Raw genomic sequence first — 16,247 nt, forward strand, 5'->3', positions numbered from 1 at the left:
GCCTGCCCATGATGGGCGCAACTCTACACACCCCTTGGAACCCGCCCATGAACGCCATCGTCCAGCACGCCCCCCAACTGCCCCTGAGCAAACAACTGAAAAGCGGTACCAGCAGCGACCACGACAGCGTCGACAATCTGGTCATGGCCGCCCGCCCGTTCGAGAGCCTGGAGCGCTACGGCTATTTCCTGAAGTTGCAGCATCAGTTCCATGGCGTCATCAACGGCCTGTACCAGGATCAGACTCTCAACCAGTTGCTGCCCGGCCTGAATGAGTTGCCGCGCTTCGCCGCCGTCTGCGCCGACCTGAGCGACCTGGGCCTGGAAGTCCCGGCCACGCCACAAGCCGTTGAGCCGGCCAGCGCCCATGCCGCCCTGGGCTGGCTGTATTGCAGCGAAGGTTCGAACCTGGGCGCCGCATTCCTGTTCAAGGAGTCCCAGTTGATCGGCCTGAGTGGCAGCCATGGCGCCCGGCACCTCGCCGCCCACCCCGACGGCCGCGGCCTGCACTGGCGCCAGTTCGTCACCCTGCTCGACGGCTTGCCGCTGAGTGACGAAGAGCGCGCCGAAGCGGTCCAGGGCGCAGTCGACGCGTTCGACTTCTATCGCGCGGCCCTGAAAAAATGCTTCCCCTGAACTGACCTCCGTTTCCCCCGGTGAACCCGGGCCTGGGGCTTGATACGCCCCCGGCCCATCGCCGACCTCGGCCAAATCCATGGGCAACCTCGCACCGTCAGGATCAATGCCCCGTATACTTGACCCGGACAGATACCGTTAACCTGCGTATTCGCCGGCGCCAGCCCCGCGGTCGCGTACCCGGACCAGACCATGCCCTCCGACACTCCCCCTACGGATGAACCCCAGCGCCGCTCGGTCGAAGGTGCTTCGCCTGCCCGCTTGCGGTTCGCCCAGAAGTTCAAGCAGGCCCGCCGGGCCGCCGGATTGACCCAGGCGGACGTGATGAACCGCTCCGGGGTGCAGCGCACCACGCTCTCGGACATCGAGCAGGGTAAACACAACGTCACCATCGACATGATGGACCGCCTGGCGAACGCCGTCGGCTACCCACTGGCCGAGCTGCTCTAAGCCCACCACCGCCCTATCCGTCGCCAGCGAAAAGTACGTAGCGACGCTTGCAACGGCAAAATGTCGGATATATCCTACATTTCAGTTGGCCAATCCACCATGGTCAACCGCAGCGTCCAGGGGTATCGCACCCCATGGCAGGACAGGACGGCCAGACGCATTCACCATTGATTCGCAGGGCGGCGAGCAATTAATGAAAACATACGACCTCATCGGTATCGGCATCGGTCCATTCAATCTCAGCCTCGCGGCATTGGCCGAACCCACCGGCCTGGAAACGCTGTTCCTGGACAAGCGGGACACGTTCGCCTGGCACCCCGGCATGCTCTTGTCCAATGGCCAGTTGCAGGTTTCTCCGCTCAAGGACTGCGTCACCCTGGCCGCGCCGACCAGCCGCTACTCCTTCCTGAATTACCTCGCCGAGCACCGGCGGCTCTACAGTTTCATCAATAAGGGGGGGGCCTCGACCTCACGCAAGGAGTTCGCCGACTACTACGGCTGGGTGGCGCGGCAACTGTCCAATCTGCGCTTCTCCCAGGAAGTGCTGGATGTGGTCGAATGCGCCGAAGGCTACCGGGTGGTGACCGCCGAGCAGAGCTACCAGGCCAAGGCGATTGCCGTCGGCGTCGGCATCACGCCCCGAGTGCCGGAATGTGCGCGGCCCTGGCTGGGCAACGCCATCTATCATGTGGCGGACTTTCTTCACCGCGAAGCCGTCCAGCCCGGCGAGCGGGTGCTGGTGATCGGTGGTGGCCAGAGCGGCGCGGAAACCGTCGAGCAACTGCTGGGCACCCCCTCCCTGGGGGCGCTCACCTGGGTCACCTCGCGCTCGAACCTGTTCGCGATGGATGACAACGCCTTCGTCAACGAGGCCTTCTGCCCCGCCTATAACCAGCGTTTCCAGACACTGCCGATGGCCCAGCGCAGCCACGCGGTGCAGCAGGAACGACTGACCAGCGATGGCATCTCGGCGGACCTGTGCAACCGACTCTACGAACGACTCTATGAGCGCCGCGTGGGTCATGAGCAGTCCCATGCCATCGATATCCTGCAGTCGGCCGTGCTCGATGGGCTCGAGCCGGAGGGTCGACGCTGGCGCGCCCGGCTCAGGTCGTTGAGCAGCGGACAGCAGCGCAGCATCGTCGTCGACCGGGTGATTCTCGCCACGGGTTTCCAGCCCTGCCCGCAACCGTATGTCGACAACCTGCTGGCCAAGGCCCAGCGCGATGGCGGACAACCGCTGATCGACGGCAGCTACCGCGTGCAATTCGCCACGCCGATGCCCGGCCCGGTCTATCTGCAGAACCGCAGCATCGTCCAGCATGGGCTGCAATCGGTGAACCTGTCGATGGTCGCCTACCGCAACAGCCGCATCCTCAACGACCTGCTCGGCCACGAGCATTTCCAGACCGAACCGGACACGCCGATGTTCAGCCACATCGACGCGCTGAGCGAGGCCCCGGCCCGACACCTGGAGCCCCGGCACGCCCTCAGCCTCGTGCAGTACTGACTTGCCGCCCACACCGCCAGAGCACCCTGCCATGCCCGAAACACCTGAGCCATTACCCGACCGGCTGCCGTCCTCGGCGTTCCTGCCGTTCCTGATCGCCGGCATCATCATCGCCGGCGCCTACGGATCGAGCTTCCTGTTGCCGGAGTACCTGCAGGCCATGGGATTCGACAAGGCCGCCGTCGGCAGCGTGATCTCGACCGGGATGATCACCACCATACTGTGCTGCTGCCTGGCGGGCTGGGCGGCGCAGCGCATCGGCGTCATGGGTAGCATCACGGTTGCCTGCCTGGCCATGGCCCTGGCGATGTTCGCCTTTGCCTGTGCCGCGCGAATGCCCGGCGCGGCGTATCCGGGCGGGCTGCTACTGGGCGTGGGCTGGTCGGTGTTCTACATCCTGGCGCCCCTGCAGATCATTCATCACCTGCGCCCTGCTGCCCGCCTGCAATACTTCACGATCATGTCCGGGGCGCAGATGGCCGGGCTGGGCCTGACCACGCCACTGGGTCACCTGGTGGTCAAGGCCACCGGCAGCTATGGCCTGTTCTACGCCCTGCTGGGCATCGCCTGCCTGGTATCGGCCCTGTGCGTGGTGCTCGCCCGGCGCGCCATGGTCAACCTGCCCAGGTCCGCCACCCGGCAAGTCTCGCTGCGAATCGTCGATCTCAAGGCACTGCTGGGGAGCCGCGCGGCCCTGCCGATCGCGATGATCGTGCTGGGCGCCTGCATCTTCTCGGGCCTGTCCACCTACCAGGCCAGCTACGCGCAGGTACGCCAGCTGAAAGCCGACAACTTCTTCATCACCTTCACCCTCACCAGCGTACTGCTGCGCTTCTCGGTGGCCCGCTCGATCGGTCGCCTGCCGCTACAACGCCTGGCGATCGGCCTGTTCCTGTTCACCAGCCTGTCGCTGGGGATGTTCCTGCTCAACGACGACAGCACGCTGGTCTATCTGCTGGCGACCGTGATTTTCGCCATCGGCTACGGCCTGAGCTATTCGACGCTCAACAGCCTGGCGGTCAACCAGGCCGAGGCGAACGGGCTGTCGCCCTCAGTCACGTCGCAAGTCTTCACCCTGGGCTACTTCATTGGTCTGTTCGGCTTTCCCTCGATCGGCGGCGCGATCATGAGTCGCTGGGGCGTCGATTGGGTGTTGGCGTGCCTGCTCGTCGCCGCGCTGACCAACCTGGCACTGATGGCGAGTACCCGCAGCAGCAAGATGCTGGCTGTTTGAAAACTGGTTAATCACACGTAAAGGAGTAGCGTTGATGTTGTCTGAAGCTCAGAAAACCCAGTGGCACGACGAAGGCTACATTCGGCTGGAAGGCTTTTTCCCGCCGGAAGATCTGGCGCGGCTGTCCGAATTCACCCAGGAAATCGGGCGCTGGGACATCAGCGACGATCGCTGGATGATGTGGTTCGAGAAGACCGACAAGGGCGAGAAGATCACCTCCAAGGTCGAGAACTTCATCGAGTTCCACCCCGGCCTGCAGCAGGTGTTGCTGCAGGACGAGCGCATCACCCGCACCGTTGAACACCTGCTCGATGAAAAGACCCGCCGCCTCAAGGAACTGCTGATCTTCAAGTACCCGGACAGCGGCGGCTTCCGTCCCCACCAGGATATCTACCACATCCCGCACAAGCTCAAGGAGCGGATGGTTCATGCCGTGGTCGCCGTCGCCATCGACGACGCGGACTCCAGCAACGGCGGGCTGTTCTTCAGCCCCGGCCAGCACAAGCAGGGCGTGTTCCCCATGGACGAGGGCGGGGTGATCCTGCCGGAAGTCGCCAAGCAGTTCAGCTGGAAGGAGGTGCCGTGGCGCGCCGGCGACATCTTCATCTTCGACGACTACGCCCCGCACTACTCCTTGCCGAACAAGAGCGACCGCTCGCGCCGCACCTTGTACCTGGTCTACCAGCGCGCCTCGACGGGCGGCCCGACCCGCGATGAATACAACGCGATGAAGCGCGCCTACAACCCGCCTGAAGGCCGTGTGGCCGACCTGGAAAACCTCAAGCCGTCCAACGGCATTTTCTACCGCGACTGAACGACTGGGTGAGATCGACATGCATGTAAAGCCTATTGAGCCGCAGATGATGCGCCCGGAATACGGCGTGCTGGTTTGCCGCTTGCTGGATCACCTGCCCACCACCCTGAGCCCGCAGTTCGGCATGTCGATTGTCGAAGTCGAGCCTGGTGGCGCGGTCGATCTGCACTCGCATCATGAACATGAAGTGTGGGTACTGATGGAGGGCGAAGGGATTTTCCAGGAGCAGGAGCGGCAGATGCCGGTGGCCGGCTCGATGCTGTTCTACATGAAGCCGCATATCCCCCACTCCATTCACAACACACATTCACAACAGCCGCTGAAGTTCCTGGCCGTCTGGTGGGATTAAAATGACTGACACACAAAAAACCTACTTCGTTTGTCCTGCTCCACCCTGCCCCAACGGCAAGCTGCACCTGGGGCATATCGCCGGCGTCTACCTGCTGGCCGATATCTACGTGCGCTTCCAGCGCCAGGCCGGGCATCGCGCGTTCCATGTCACAGGCTCCGACGAACATGGCACCTACACCCTGGTCAAGGCGCAGAAGCTGCAACGGCCGGTGGACGAGGTGGCCCAGTTGCACAACGGCGAGATCCTCGCCTGCCTGGGCGCGATCGGCATCGAGCCCGACGAGTTCGTGCGCACCACCAGCGCCGACCATATCGACAACAGCCTGGCTATCTACCGGGCACTCAAGGACAACGGGTTCATCGCCATCAAGGACGGCGTGCAGCTGTATTGCGAAACCTGCGCCGAGTTCGCCGCCGACTCGCTGGCCAGCGGGCTGTGTCCGGACTGCTCGGCGCCGACCGACAGCAACCTCTGTGAAAACTGCGGTTTGGCCGTTCCCCATTCCCGCTTGAAGCAACCGCGGCACGCGCCCTGCTCCGGGCCGCTGAGCCTCAAGCCGATCCGCCAGGCCCACCTGGATATCGAAAAGCTCGCACCGACCCTGCAACAGGCGATTACCGAGAGCCAGTGGCCGGCAACCATCAAGGACCTTGAGCTGACCTGGCTGCACGAGACCCTGCGCACCCTGCCGATGTCCCGCCATTTCGAGCGCGGCGTGGTCCTCGGCGAGCCCGACGACGTTGCCGGACAAACCCTGCTGACCTGGTTCGAGGGACTGTGGTGCTTCGATACCGGTATCCGTCGGCTGTGCGCGCGCGAAGACCGCGACTACCAGCAGGTAATGGCCAGCCCGGACAGCCGGGTGGTGTTCTTCATGGGCCAGGACAACCGTTTCTACTACACCGTAGGCGTTACCGCGAGCCTGCTCGGCCGGGGCTTCGCCGCGCCGTTCAACCAGAGCATCCAGGACTTCTCGACGCTCGAAGGGTCGAAATTCTCCACCAGCCGCGATCATGTGATCTGGGCCGATGAAGTGGCCAAGGTGATCGACCAGAACGTCTTGCGCCTGTACCTGGCGAGCATCGCCAAGCCCTTCGGCAACCAGGACAACGAGTTCGAACTCGAAGGTCTGATGGCCGCCGCACAGAAGCTGCATGCCTGGGAGGCGGCGTTGCGCGCCCATGCCCGGCAGGCCCGGCAGGTCGTCGACGAACCCTTGCCGACCCGACTGGCCGAACAGGTGGCGCGCCATACCCGCGCCATGGACGGGCTGGCGTTCTGGGACGCCCTGCAGGCGATCGAAGACTTCATCGACCACGCCGACATCACCGATACCGCCCCACATTGGCAAGCCAAACAGGTTTCGGCGCTGCTGGGCATGCTCGCGCCCTTCATCCCGCAATGGACCCAGCGCTACACCGCGCTGTACTTCGGCGCCGACTGGACAGCGGCCAGCCAGCCGCTGCCACTGCCTGCCTGGCCGTTGCCGCAGGCGTCATTCCCGATGATCGATGCGCACATCCCCGACCACTATATCCGCGCGTACAAGCAACGCTTTCGCGCCGCCGCCGCCATCGCCTGAGGCCGAGGAGAACAACATGTACTCGCTACGCAGTCAGCGCGCCAGTGACTTTGGTGCGTTCGATTACTCATCGACCAAACAGGTCATCAACTTCGCGATCGGCATGCCCGATCCGGTGACCTTCGCCGGTATTCCCCTGCCGACCTCGCCGCTGCCAGCGACCGGGGTCGGCATCGGCGACCTGCTCCAGTACACCGACTCCCTGGGCCTGCCCGAGCTGCGCCAGGCCATTGCCCGGCGCCACGAGGTGATGGTGGAAAACGTGCAAGTGACCGCCGGTGCTTCGCAGGCCCTGACGCTGCTGGCGGACCTGCTGATCGATCCGGGCGACATCGTCCTCACCGAAGACCCCAGCTACCTGGGCGCACTGCGGATCTTTTCCGTGGCCGGGGCGCAGGTCATCCAACTGGGGATGGACCGCGACGGCGTCGATCTCGATGAGCTGACCCACGCCTTGACCAGCACCACCGGCAAGGTGGCGCTCTACTACACCTCGCCGGTGTTCCATAACCCGACCGGATGCTGTTTCTCCGTCGAGCGCATGCAGGCCGTGGCGCAGTTGCTCAATCGCCACGGAGTGCCGCTGATCCAGGACCTGGTCTACTCCGAACTGCCCTACCAATCCCAGCGCCCGGAAGTGCTGCCGGCAGGCCAGGGAGTGATCAACGTGCACAGTTGCTCGAAGATCGCCGGCGCGGGGCTGCGCCTGGGCTGGGTGCTGGCCGAGCCGGCGATCATCCGCGGCCTGGCCCAGCTCAAGCTCGATGGCGGCGTCAGCCCGCTGATCAGCAACCTGGTACTCAGCCTGCTGCAGAACGAAGCGTTCGAAACGCACATCGATGACCTGCGCGAACACTACCGGACCAAGCGCGACCTGATGGCCGGCCTGCTGAAATCCTGCACGTTCTGCGTACAGGACTATCTGGTCCCCACCGGAGGCTTCTCGTTCTGGGTCAGGATTGCCGGCGATGTCGAGCCGGCGGCGCTGATCGAGAAGGCCAGGGAGCTGGGCAACGTGCGCTTGTCCCACGGACAGCACAATGGCCCGCAATCGCGGCGCTATGTGCGCCTGTGCTTCAGCTACCTGTCGCCGAGCCAGATCCGCCAGGGGCTGCAGATCATCGAGGAGGCTTATCGCTCGCTGGTTCGCTAGCCTCTTCTGGACAGGCACTGCGAGCGGCAGCCAGGCGCCGGAAAAATTCGGTCGCGCGCGGATCACCGGCGTAGGCGACATTGATGCGGATCCAGTCGCTGCGCTGGCCGTCCAGATAGTAGGCATCACCGCTGGACAGCATCACGTCACAGGACGCGGCCACGGCATTGAGCTGGGCAAAACCGAACGGCTTGCAACGCGCCCAGACGAACATGCCGCCGACCGGCTCGGCGAAGGTTTCCCAGCCATAGTCCTCCAGGCGCTTGAGGGTATGGGCCATGTCCTTGTCCAGGCGGTCGCGCAGGCGTTGCACCAGCTTGCGATAGGCGCCGTTACCGAGCAGCGTGGCCACCACGCTCTCGATGAACCGGGAGGTGCCCATGCTCGTCACCGACTTGAGCTGGGCCAGGCGGCGTACTCGCTGCGCGCTGGAGACCAGGTAACCGACCCGCAGCGACCCGCTCAAGGTCTTGGAAAAACTGGCGACGTAAATGACCCGGTTCTGCGAATCCAGGCTGGCCAGGCGTGTGCAGGAACCGTTATGCAGGTCGGCGTAGGTATCGTCCTCGATGATCTGGAAGTCGTGGATCTCGGCCAGTTGCAACAGCCGATGCGCAGTCGCCGGGCGCAGCGAGGTACCGGTGGGATTGTGGTACATGCTGTTGATGAAGAGGCAGCGTGGCCGATGGCATTGCAGCAGGGCTTCCAGGTGGCGGATGTCCGGCCCGTCCTGCTCCCTGGGCACCGTCAACATGCGGATGCCGCTGGCTTGCAGCAGATTGAACAGGTTCGGGTAGCCCGGTGATTCGACCACGACACAGTCACCCGGCTGCAGCAGATCCCTGACCAGCAAGTCCATGGCATGGCTCACGCCCTGGGTGGTCAGGATCTGCTCGTGATCGACCCGCACATCCATCCGTTCGAGGCGCTTGTGAATCTGCTGGCGCAGCAATGGCAGCCCCAGCGGCGTGCTGTAGCTGAACAGGCTGTCGGGGTCGGTGCGGGTCACCTGGCGAATGGCGAAACCGATGGCCTGGGTTTCGCGCCAGACCTCGGGAATCCAGCCGCAGCACAGATTCAGCCGGCTCTTGCAGAACTGGGTCAGCGGCTGCCAATGGGCATCGTTGATCTTCTGCACCTCGGGCGGGGGGGCGCTCTCTGCCGCTATCGGTTCGACCAGGAAGAAGCCCTTGCCCTGGCGCGACTCGAGGATGCCCATCGACACCAGCCGATCATAGGCTTCGATGACCCGCGAATGGCTGACGTGTTTCTCCCGGGCCAGTTGACGGATCGACGGCAGGCGCGTGCCCGGGCGAATCCGCTGCGCCTCGATCCACTGGCAGATGCCATTGACCAGTTGCTGGGTCAGGGAAAGGTCATCGTCCTTGCTCACCATGAAGTCTTTCACTGCCACGCCCACTGTTCGGTCTTATTAGGAGAACAGTTAATCATAAATGGGGAGGAACTGTTACTTGTTGTGTCCCCAGACAACGTCGATAGTGAGTCCCGCCCCAGCGTCCAGAACGCTTGCACAAGACAGCGGAAGCATGGAGTTTCCGGGTGAAATGCCGAATATCGCAGAGGTTTCGATGCTTGAAGTGAGCACAGAACAGTTGACCAGAAAGCCGGTGACCGTGGGATCGATATCCGCCGGCAGACACTTCGAGGACCAACTGGACGCATTGGATCGGTTGTTCACCGTAGCGCATGGCCAGACACTCGAAGCATCCCGTTGCGCCACCTTTCTGCTCGGCTGGTTTTACCCCGGCGAAGTGGGCGGCATTGACCTTTCGCTCATCGGCTGGAAAGTCTCCCCTCCGGTCGCGGCCGACATGTCCCAGGTGTTCCAGCTGATGGTGCAATTGCAGCAGCGTGGCATTGGCGCATCCCAGCTCGGCCATGAAGCACGGGCCCGGTCGTTGCTGGCGACCTGGTTCCCCGAAGTCCTCGGCATCGCCCCCAAGCATCCGGCCGGCCCCGAGTTGAAAGCCTTCCGCCGGCGCCACGACCTGACCCCGCAGGCCTGTGCCGAGCTGGTGCGGGTGCCCACCGCGATCTACAAGGAGTGGGAGCAGGACTGCCACCCGATCCCGATGACGCTGTGGATCGAGTTGCGCACCCTGATGGGAGAGCGGCGCCTGCGTTCGACTGCACGCGGGATGGCGATGGCACGCTAGCCATACGTCTCGCGACTGCCTCCACCGGCCAGCGCTGATAGCACTGTGCCAGACCCCGATTCGGCCTTTTCGGGGTATTCAAAGACGACGTGCAGACGGCGAAATATTGCCTATCGTAAAGAGTCTCCACTGGATGAAAAGGCCTTGCCATGGATATCGATAAGCTGTTTTCGGAGTTGCACAGTCTTCCCAGCATTCCCCAGGTCGCGCTGGAGCTGGTCCAGCAATTCGACAACCCCCACGAAAGCCTGGAAAACGTCGCCCGCAATATCCAGCGCGACCCGGTGGTCTCCGCCAAGGTCCTGCGCCTGGCGAACTCGGCGCGCTTCAAGGGTGCACGCGAGTCGGCCAGCATCGAGGACGCCGCCCTGCGCCTGGGCTTCAACGTGTTGCGCACCCTGGTGCTGGCTTCGGCCGTGACCGGGGCCTTCAAGTCGGCGCCGGGTTTCGACCTCAAGGTGTTCTGGGGCCGCAGCTTCCAGGTCGCCAGTGTCAGCCGCCTGCTGGCCCGCCAGGCCGGGCTCGACGGTGAAGTGGCCTTTACCTGCGGGGTCATGCACGACATTGGCGAGCTACTGATCCAGACCGGTGCGCCGGACTACGCCGCCCGGATCAAGGGCGCCAGTGGCACCACCAGCCGCGCCGCCAGCGAAACCCAGCAACTGGGCTTCGGCTACCCGGAAGTCGGCGCGGAACTGGGCAAGCGCTGGAACCTGCCGCTGACCATCCAGTCGGCCATCCGCTACCAGGGCCAACCGCACCTCGCGCCGGATGGCCAGCCTTATGCGCGGATCATCGCCCAGGCCATGGAAATCTGCGATGGGCTGGAACAGCACGGCGGCCCGACCCCGGAAGCGCGCAATGCCGTGGGCGGCCCGCTGTTCGAGGGAGTCGACCTCGACGCACTGTTCGGCAAGCTGCCGCTGGTGCTGGAACAGGACAAGGCGTTCGCCGACTTCCTTGCCTGAGTGGAGTGGGTCATGGGGGCCAGGCGGGAGCCCGGTGCCAGGAGCTTGCGAGGTGCCAGTACTGCCTGGCGCCGGCGCGAGGCAGAGCCAGGGGCAACGGGGCCAGCCTATGTTGTGAATTCTGAGTATTCGCCCCACGCACCACTCAAGCCAGCGCCCTGCCCCATCCCGACGAATGCCGCTCCACAGCCTCTCGTTCAGAACGCAGCCTCCAGCTTCCGCCTAGACCGCCGCCTCCCGCAGCATGGCCTGTGTCAGATCATCGATCACCGCTTTGCCCATCTCGGCCAGGTAGTGGGAGGCCCAGGCATAACGGGAGCCATCTGCGTCGATTGCGGCGTCAAGGGAGAGCGTCTTGGCGCAGTGGAGCAGCAAGGAGGCATGCTCCAGCGCTTCCTGAATCGGTACGCCAGAATTGACCCGAAACAGTTCACGACCTTGAGAACCGCAGGTCGCGAAAGTGACGGCGCCCACGGTTTTGCTCGAAAGGGGATTGTTCATTGGGCACCTCCTGCAATGGCAAGGGTGTCGAGGTTTGGACGTGGAAAACGTAACGCAGTGGAAACGAACATACGCCTAGCTCCTAGTGAAGGAAGCTGCCACATTCGTTCTCAGGCGAAGAGGTGGCAGCTGTGCGCAGGCTGAGAAACCGGGCCAATAGGAACCCGGCAGACCGAAGTCTCCCGCGCACAGCCGCCATGACACAGACGTGCGGACACAAAAATAGCGCCAACAGTCTAATGGATGGTGGCGCCTGTGCGCCTATTGTTTCACGGATTCTCAGGCCCGGCCGCTGAATTGGCAGCGACAGCTCAAGCATAGAGGAGTGGCGGGGGCGCTCAAGGTGACATTTGAGGCAAGACGTTTCGGTGCAGAATGGCAAAAATGGGAATGGATTCATTTTCACCAGTACAGCAGGTTGTGAAAATATATTTGTCCCATTTTCGCATTTTCGTTCCGCGCCGCTTCAGCGTTGCGCCGATGATGGATTGGACCTATTTTTCCTGAAAGCCTTGCGCTGCAGGCCTTACAGATGAGACCCCTAGAGCCTGTACCATTTTTGTACCACTGACTCACCTAATGTAGGTTTCTGCCATTCGCGAGGGGCAGCTTCGGCTCGAAAGTGGCCATCCTGCAGCTGAAAATCAAGCTGGTCATGGTGTTCCTTTCCTTTAGCGTTGAGCATCCATAACGAATCCATCTCTGATCCATCTGTAGATCCGGTAGAGCAGCGCTGGAATAAGGTATGCCAGGATGGCACCCAGCCCCAGCACAACCCAGCCGATCGGCTGGACTTGCGTGAACCCGTGAGAAAGAAAGCCAATTACGGCGATCCACCAAATTACAAACAGCACGCCAACTACAGCGCAAACCCTGCGTACTCCTTCTGGCAGACGTTTCATATGGTTCTCCCTGTCGCAGACGCGAAAACCGCGCCTCTTCTACGCCCTCGGCCCCGGTTTTTAGGCCAGGGTTTGGGGTACAGCTGAGCGAGTTTTCCTGCTTACTGCTCCTCGCGCTCGGCTTCATTCATGCCCTGGATACCAGTTCGCCTGTCCACGTTAAACACGGCCTCACGGGCGCGCGCATAGGCCTCCAGCTTGTCGAGCACATGCGACGGCAGATCAACGGTGATGGTGGTTGCGTTGTTCATGGTCGATTTCCTTCCTATTCGCTTGGGTACCACTGGCCTATGCCACCAGCCTCTATCAGCATGGCTTGGACTTGTTCGTAGGTGGCTGGCTCGTCCGCGTTGACCAGGTAGGTGCTCGGGTCGGTTGCTGTCACCCAGTTGCTGCCCACGATCAATGTGATCGGCCAAAGTCGCCCTTCAACACAGTGCCAGACGAACTGAGCGACAGGCTCGGTGATTGGTGGAGAAATCATAATGGCGCCCTTTTCCTCGCTGTTAGCTTGGGTACGTCGCATCACAGCTTTTGTAGCGCTGGAGCAACGACTCCAGGAAAGCAGTCACGCTCGAATCGTCCTGGAGAAACGATCTCACTTGGTTTATTTCGTCCTCTTCCAGATCTGCCGTATCTTCATCAAACGTGCCTGCCCAATCCGAAAGTATGTCCTGCCACTGCACATCTTCCTCTTCCGATATTCCAAAGTGCTCTTTCAGCCACGTATAGGCTTCAGCTTCACCGCCGAAACCCTCCGGCCCCCAGACGCGATCCATTTCAGCTAACACTGACTCGATTAACTCTGATCTGGTTAGACGCTTCATCACTCGTTTTCCTATCATTCCCGGCTGCTCGGCCCAGGCTCTCCTAGTAGGACTCGGGCGATATCACCTCGTCTCACCTTTGCGTCACCACGCATGGCTATGACAAGGCTAATGAGACTTTCCCTACCTTCCTCCGTTGCCGCAGCAGCACCGGCTTGCTCAAATGCACTTAACGCAGCTATGACCTCGCTTGCACCATGGATCACGATTTTGCATTTTGCTAACGCTGCGTCCGCTAGAACTTTCGGACGATCACTTGGGTTACCCGAACAAGCAATGGCTGAAAGATATTCTGCATAAGCCTCTGTTCGGAGCGCATTTCGTCTTTTGCTTCGTTCGATCAAAATGCCGGAAACGAATGCCATTACAGCAGCACAAACCGCAACCAGCAGAGGTATCCAAACGGTCCAAGCCATAAATCACTCCTCTTGCCTGCTCAATCCTGGGCGCCGATCACCGACCCCTTCTCCTGCCTCGGCCCAGCTCGATGGTTGGTCTTGTGGTGTACCTGGTACGTTTCCCCTACCATTTAGTTCTGCGCTGGGCTGCCTGTTTTGCTTTGTCAGCTCTATCTAACAGCTTGCCGCTTACCCAGAACGTCACAACCGCAAGCACTAGGGTGATAGTCCCCATCAACAAGTGATTACCTGGCCCCTGCGCTCTCGCCACCATGAATGCGAGCACAACACGCAGCCCTCCAGACACGAGCCATACGCACGCCAACACCCGTAATATCCATCCTATGACCCGCATCTATGATCCCTCTTCAATTTCGCAGGCTCAAAATTTTCCCTGCTGCTACGGCATCCGGGAAAACCGGGACGAGGGAAAACCGGGACGGAGGGAAAACCGGGACGGATTTATTTTCTATCAATGTCGACAGGTATAAAAGTAAGCCTTTCCCGTTTGCCAAATATATGACAAGCCGGGCCCTGAAAATGTCAGCAGGAGACGACCTGTAATGAACTCTTCCACCATCGCAGGCGATCGCGATGAGGTATCCACTGGCGCGCTCACGACACGGGAGGTCTGCCAGGTACTGCGAGATGTCGTTCTTGGACGAAGGACTATGGTGAAAGCCCGCAGACAAACCGGGAACGGGGCCGACACCGGCCACTTTGCGGTCGACGTCGAAGGGTGGCGAATCACGATTTGCAACGATGGTGATGCGCTCGACTACTGCAATCAGTGTGAGTGCCCTGACGGGAGGGTGTGGCAGCTCGCCCCTGGAGATCGATACGGAACTGATCCAATTGCCCTGCTCAGCACCTGGGAGCACAAGGTCTTGGAAGAACGCCTGAAAGCGCTTTGATCGCAATCATGCTCTCTTGCCCCATCCTCTGAGCTGCTCCATATTCTGCACAGCGGGAGCTTTTTTCTGAGGAAAATGCTATTTTAAGCACTCTTTAAAGCACTCCAAAGGAGTCTCTCAATGGCCCACGTCTTGCTGTCGCAAGTAGTGCAAGCATTTCCGAACTGAAGAAAAACCCAATGGGCACCGTGGCGGCTGGCGGTGGCTTTTCTGTGGCGATCCTCAATCGTAACGAGCCTGCATTCTACTGCGTCCCAGCCAAGGAATATGAGGCCATGCTGGACCGCTTGGAGGACATGGAACTGGCCGCCATCTGCCGCGAGCGGGAGAACGACCCAACCATCAAGGTCTCCCTTGATGAGCTATGAGCTGGAGTTCTCTGAAAAACCCTGGAAGGAATGGCAAAAGCTCGGAGCGACAGTTCGTGAGCAGTTCAAGAGAAAACTGCAGGAACGCCTTGGCAATCCCCATGTGCCCGGGGATCGCCTGAACGGCTTTGCCAGTGCGTACAAAATCAAGCTGCGAACGGCTAGGTATCGCTTGGTTTACAGGGTGGTAGATGAGGTTCTTGTGGTTACGGTCATTGCAGTGGGTAAGCGTGAGCGGGGTGATGTCTATAGCGAGGCCAAGAGACGCTGAGAGGACCTTGCGCCAGTAGTGAAAAGGCACGTCTTGGGCACCGGCCAGGAAAAATGGCTTGACCAGCCCCTCGCCTCCTCCGCCAGCCAAGCCCATTTCCTGATAAACTCCGCCCCATTCAGCCCCACGCCACTCAAGCCCGCGCCCTGCCCCATTCGCGCCGGCTGTGCCCACAGCGACCGATTTTCCATGCCCTTGAACGACGTTACCCCCACCCGCTCCGAGCCCTCGCGCCGCTTCAGCGTTGCGCCGATGATGGACTGGACTGACCGCCATTGCCGGTACTTTCTGCGCCTGCTCTCCAAGCACACCCTGCTCTACACCGAAATGGTCACCACCGGTGCAATCCTCCACGGCGATCGCGAGCGTTTCCTGCGCTACAACGCCTCCGAGCACCCGCTTGCGCTGCAACTGGGTGGCAGCACGCCCGCCGACCTGGCCGCCTGCGCGCGCCTGGCCGAGGAAGCCGGCTACGACGAGGTGAACCTCAATGTTGGCTGCCCCAGCGACCGGGTGCAGAACAACATGATCGGTGCCTGCCTCATGGGCCATCCGCAACTGGTAGCCGATTGCGTGAAGGCGATGCGTGATGCGGTGTCGATTCCGGTGACGGTCAAGCATCGCATCGGCATCAATGGCCGGGACAGCTACGAAGAACTCTGCGATTTCGTCGGTACGGTGCGCGAGGCCGGTTGTGGCAGTTTTACCGTGCATGCGCGGATCGCGATCCTGGAAGGCCTGTCGCCCAAGGAGAACCGCGAGATTCCACCGCTGCGCTATGACGTGGCCGCGCGGTTGAAGCAGGATTTCCCGGAGCTGGAGATCGTACTCAACGGCGGAATCAAGACGCTGGAGCAGTGCCAGGAACATCTGCAGACCTTCGATGGGGTGATGCTGGGCCGCGAGGCCTATCACAACCCGTATCTGCTGGCCGAGGTCGACCAGCAACTGTTCGGCAGCACGGCGCCGGTGATTTCCCGCGCCGAGGCGCTGAAGCTGCTACGGCCTTATGTGGCCGAACATATTGCCAGCGGCGGGGCGATGCACCATGTGACCCGCCATGTGCTGGGGCTGGGCACCGGGTTCCCGGGGGCGCGGCGGTTCCGGCAGTTGCTGTCGGTGGATATTCACAAGGCGCAGGATCCGCTGGCGTTGCTGGATCAGGCGGGGGAGTTGCTGGAGGGACGCTGA

The 16,247-nt window shown here is 61.7% G+C and carries 19 protein-coding genes and 1 pseudogene; 14 read left to right on the forward strand and 6 right to left on the reverse strand.

Features of this window, described 5'->3' with window-relative positions; genetic code table 11:
- Positions 1 to 47: 47 nt before the first annotated feature.
- From AC6I6U_RS25075 to AC6I6U_RS25110, 8 genes are all read left to right on the forward strand, one after another.
- Positions 48 to 635 carry a biliverdin-producing heme oxygenase gene (locus AC6I6U_RS25075; protein ID WP_497878693.1) on the forward strand — a complete coding sequence of 196 codons (588 nt, stop codon included), beginning with the start codon at positions 48 to 50 and terminating at the stop codon, positions 633 to 635.
- Positions 636 to 827: 192 nt separating this feature from the next.
- Entirely contained in the window at positions 828 to 1,085 is a 258-nt protein-coding gene (locus AC6I6U_RS25080; RefSeq protein ID WP_497878694.1) for a helix-turn-helix domain-containing protein, read from the forward strand.
- Positions 1,086 to 1,278: 193 nt separating this feature from the next.
- Positions 1,279 to 2,595, forward strand: coding sequence for a lysine N(6)-hydroxylase/L-ornithine N(5)-oxygenase family protein (locus AC6I6U_RS25085; RefSeq protein WP_497878695.1), 1,317 nt, complete (start codon positions 1,279 to 1,281; stop codon positions 2,593 to 2,595).
- A gap of 31 nt (positions 2,596 to 2,626) precedes the next feature.
- Positions 2,627 to 3,829, forward strand: coding sequence for an MFS transporter (locus AC6I6U_RS25090; RefSeq protein ID WP_497878696.1), 1,203 nt, complete (start codon positions 2,627 to 2,629; stop codon positions 3,827 to 3,829).
- Positions 3,830 to 3,863: 34 nt separating this feature from the next.
- The gene (locus AC6I6U_RS25095) at positions 3,864 to 4,643 is read left to right on the forward strand and encodes a phytanoyl-CoA dioxygenase family protein (protein ID WP_497878697.1); all 780 of its coding nucleotides are present in this window, start codon (positions 3,864 to 3,866) and stop codon (positions 4,641 to 4,643) included.
- Positions 4,644 to 4,662: 19 nt separating this feature from the next.
- Positions 4,663 to 4,992 carry a cupin domain-containing protein gene (locus AC6I6U_RS25100; protein ID WP_497878698.1) on the forward strand — a complete coding sequence of 110 codons (330 nt, stop codon included), beginning with the start codon at positions 4,663 to 4,665 and terminating at the stop codon, positions 4,990 to 4,992.
- 1 nt (position 4,993) lies between these two features.
- Positions 4,994 to 6,577 carry a class I tRNA ligase family protein gene (locus tag AC6I6U_RS25105; RefSeq protein WP_497878699.1) on the forward strand — a complete coding sequence of 528 codons (1,584 nt, stop codon included), beginning with the start codon at positions 4,994 to 4,996 and terminating at the stop codon, positions 6,575 to 6,577.
- 16 nt (positions 6,578 to 6,593) lie between these two features.
- Positions 6,594 to 7,730, forward strand: coding sequence for an aminotransferase-like domain-containing protein (locus tag AC6I6U_RS25110; RefSeq protein ID WP_497878700.1), 1,137 nt, complete (start codon positions 6,594 to 6,596; stop codon positions 7,728 to 7,730).
- Here the strand turns inward: AC6I6U_RS25110 and AC6I6U_RS25115 are convergent.
- Positions 7,696 to 9,126, reverse strand: coding sequence for an aminotransferase-like domain-containing protein (locus AC6I6U_RS25115; protein ID WP_497883097.1), 1,431 nt, complete (start codon positions 9,124 to 9,126; stop codon positions 7,696 to 7,698). The two genes, AC6I6U_RS25110 and AC6I6U_RS25115, sit on opposite strands and share 35 nt — an antisense overlap.
- A gap of 169 nt (positions 9,127 to 9,295) precedes the next feature.
- Here AC6I6U_RS25115 and AC6I6U_RS25120 point away from each other — a divergent pair, with 169 nt between their 5' ends.
- Positions 9,296 to 9,907, forward strand: a complete 612-nt coding sequence (locus AC6I6U_RS25120; protein ID WP_497878701.1) for a DUF7673 family protein — start codon at positions 9,296 to 9,298, stop codon at positions 9,905 to 9,907.
- A 149-nt stretch (positions 9,908 to 10,056) separates the two neighbouring features.
- A complete protein-coding gene (locus AC6I6U_RS25125; RefSeq protein WP_497878702.1) occupies positions 10,057 to 10,875 on the forward strand; it encodes an HDOD domain-containing protein in 819 nt (272 codons plus the stop codon).
- 222 nt (positions 10,876 to 11,097) lie between these two features.
- Here AC6I6U_RS25125 and AC6I6U_RS25130 read toward each other — a convergent pair whose 3' ends face one another.
- The 5 genes from AC6I6U_RS25130 to AC6I6U_RS25150 all read right to left on the reverse strand — a co-directional run bounded on the left by AC6I6U_RS25130 (position 11,098) and on the right by AC6I6U_RS25150 (position 13,521).
- Positions 11,098 to 11,376 (reverse strand): DUF3077 domain-containing protein, encoded by a 279-nt coding sequence (locus tag AC6I6U_RS25130; RefSeq protein ID WP_497878703.1) that lies wholly within the window; start codon positions 11,374 to 11,376, stop codon positions 11,098 to 11,100.
- Between the two features lie 671 nt (positions 11,377 to 12,047).
- Entirely contained in the window at positions 12,048 to 12,278 is a 231-nt protein-coding gene (locus AC6I6U_RS25135; protein ID WP_497878704.1) for a hypothetical protein, read from the reverse strand.
- Between the two features lie 101 nt (positions 12,279 to 12,379).
- Entirely contained in the window at positions 12,380 to 12,529 is a 150-nt protein-coding gene (locus tag AC6I6U_RS25140; RefSeq protein WP_497878705.1) for a hypothetical protein, read from the reverse strand.
- Between the two features lie 255 nt (positions 12,530 to 12,784).
- The gene (locus AC6I6U_RS25145) at positions 12,785 to 13,105 is read right to left on the reverse strand and encodes a hypothetical protein (RefSeq protein ID WP_497878706.1); all 321 of its coding nucleotides are present in this window, start codon (positions 13,103 to 13,105) and stop codon (positions 12,785 to 12,787) included.
- A gap of 14 nt (positions 13,106 to 13,119) precedes the next feature.
- Positions 13,120 to 13,521, reverse strand: a complete 402-nt coding sequence (locus tag AC6I6U_RS25150; protein ID WP_497878707.1) for a hypothetical protein — start codon at positions 13,519 to 13,521, stop codon at positions 13,120 to 13,122.
- 545 nt (positions 13,522 to 14,066) lie between these two features.
- Here AC6I6U_RS25150 and AC6I6U_RS25155 point away from each other — a divergent pair.
- The 4 genes and pseudogenes from AC6I6U_RS25155 to dusA all read left to right on the forward strand — a co-directional run bounded on the left by AC6I6U_RS25155 (position 14,067) and on the right by dusA (position 16,247).
- Entirely contained in the window at positions 14,067 to 14,417 is a 351-nt protein-coding gene (locus AC6I6U_RS25155) for a DUF7693 family protein (protein ID WP_497878708.1), read from the forward strand.
- 120 nt (positions 14,418 to 14,537) lie between these two features.
- Positions 14,538 to 14,785 (forward strand): annotated as a pseudogene (locus AC6I6U_RS25160) (type II toxin-antitoxin system Phd/YefM family antitoxin).
- On the forward strand, positions 14,775 to 15,056 hold the full coding sequence (locus tag AC6I6U_RS25165; protein WP_497878709.1) for a type II toxin-antitoxin system RelE family toxin: 282 nt from the start codon (positions 14,775 to 14,777) through the stop codon (positions 15,054 to 15,056). The pseudogene AC6I6U_RS25160 and the gene AC6I6U_RS25165 overlap by 11 nt, the downstream one beginning before the upstream one ends.
- Before the next feature lie 189 nt (positions 15,057 to 15,245).
- Positions 15,246 to 16,247 (forward strand): tRNA dihydrouridine(20/20a) synthase DusA, encoded by a 1,002-nt coding sequence (gene dusA, locus AC6I6U_RS25170; RefSeq protein ID WP_497878710.1) that lies wholly within the window; start codon positions 15,246 to 15,248, stop codon positions 16,245 to 16,247.

The organism is Pseudomonas sp. UTLPPB19802 (genome assembly GCF_059730225.1).

Bases quoted from the DNA above. Each gene is read 5' to 3' on its own strand.
- AC6I6U_RS25140 (WP_497878705.1), bottom strand. From the start codon at position 12,529: ATGAACAACGCAACCACCATCACCGTTGATCTGCCGTCGCATGTGCTC.
- AC6I6U_RS25080 (WP_497878694.1), top strand. From the start codon at position 828: ATGCCCTCCGACACTCCCCCTACGGATGAACCCCAGCGCCGCTCGGTC.
- AC6I6U_RS25105 (WP_497878699.1), top strand. From the start codon at position 4,994: ATGACTGACACACAAAAAACCTACTTCGTTTGTCCTGCTCCACCCTGC.
- AC6I6U_RS25075 (WP_497878693.1), top strand. From the start codon at position 48: ATGAACGCCATCGTCCAGCACGCCCCCCAACTGCCCCTGAGCAAACAA.
- AC6I6U_RS25120 (WP_497878701.1), top strand. From the start codon at position 9,296: ATGCCGAATATCGCAGAGGTTTCGATGCTTGAAGTGAGCACAGAACAG.
- AC6I6U_RS25095 (WP_497878697.1), top strand. From the start codon at position 3,864: ATGTTGTCTGAAGCTCAGAAAACCCAGTGGCACGACGAAGGCTACATT.
- dusA (WP_497878710.1), top strand. From the start codon at position 15,246: ATGCCCTTGAACGACGTTACCCCCACCCGCTCCGAGCCCTCGCGCCGC.
- AC6I6U_RS25155 (WP_497878708.1), top strand. From the start codon at position 14,067: ATGAACTCTTCCACCATCGCAGGCGATCGCGATGAGGTATCCACTGGC.
- AC6I6U_RS25115 (WP_497883097.1), bottom strand. From the start codon at position 9,126: ATGGTGAGCAAGGACGATGACCTTTCCCTGACCCAGCAACTGGTCAAT.
- AC6I6U_RS25100 (WP_497878698.1), top strand. From the start codon at position 4,663: ATGCATGTAAAGCCTATTGAGCCGCAGATGATGCGCCCGGAATACGGC.
- AC6I6U_RS25135 (WP_497878704.1), bottom strand. From the start codon at position 12,278: ATGAAACGTCTGCCAGAAGGAGTACGCAGGGTTTGCGCTGTAGTTGGC.
- AC6I6U_RS25090 (WP_497878696.1), top strand. From the start codon at position 2,627: ATGCCCGAAACACCTGAGCCATTACCCGACCGGCTGCCGTCCTCGGCG.
- AC6I6U_RS25085 (WP_497878695.1), top strand. From the start codon at position 1,279: ATGAAAACATACGACCTCATCGGTATCGGCATCGGTCCATTCAATCTC.
- AC6I6U_RS25110 (WP_497878700.1), top strand. From the start codon at position 6,594: ATGTACTCGCTACGCAGTCAGCGCGCCAGTGACTTTGGTGCGTTCGAT.
- AC6I6U_RS25145 (WP_497878706.1), bottom strand. From the start codon at position 13,105: ATGAAGCGTCTAACCAGATCAGAGTTAATCGAGTCAGTGTTAGCTGAA.
- AC6I6U_RS25125 (WP_497878702.1), top strand. From the start codon at position 10,057: ATGGATATCGATAAGCTGTTTTCGGAGTTGCACAGTCTTCCCAGCATT.
- AC6I6U_RS25130 (WP_497878703.1), bottom strand. From the start codon at position 11,376: ATGAACAATCCCCTTTCGAGCAAAACCGTGGGCGCCGTCACTTTCGCG.
- AC6I6U_RS25150 (WP_497878707.1), bottom strand. From the start codon at position 13,521: ATGGCTTGGACCGTTTGGATACCTCTGCTGGTTGCGGTTTGTGCTGCT.
- AC6I6U_RS25165 (WP_497878709.1), top strand. From the start codon at position 14,775: ATGAGCTATGAGCTGGAGTTCTCTGAAAAACCCTGGAAGGAATGGCAA.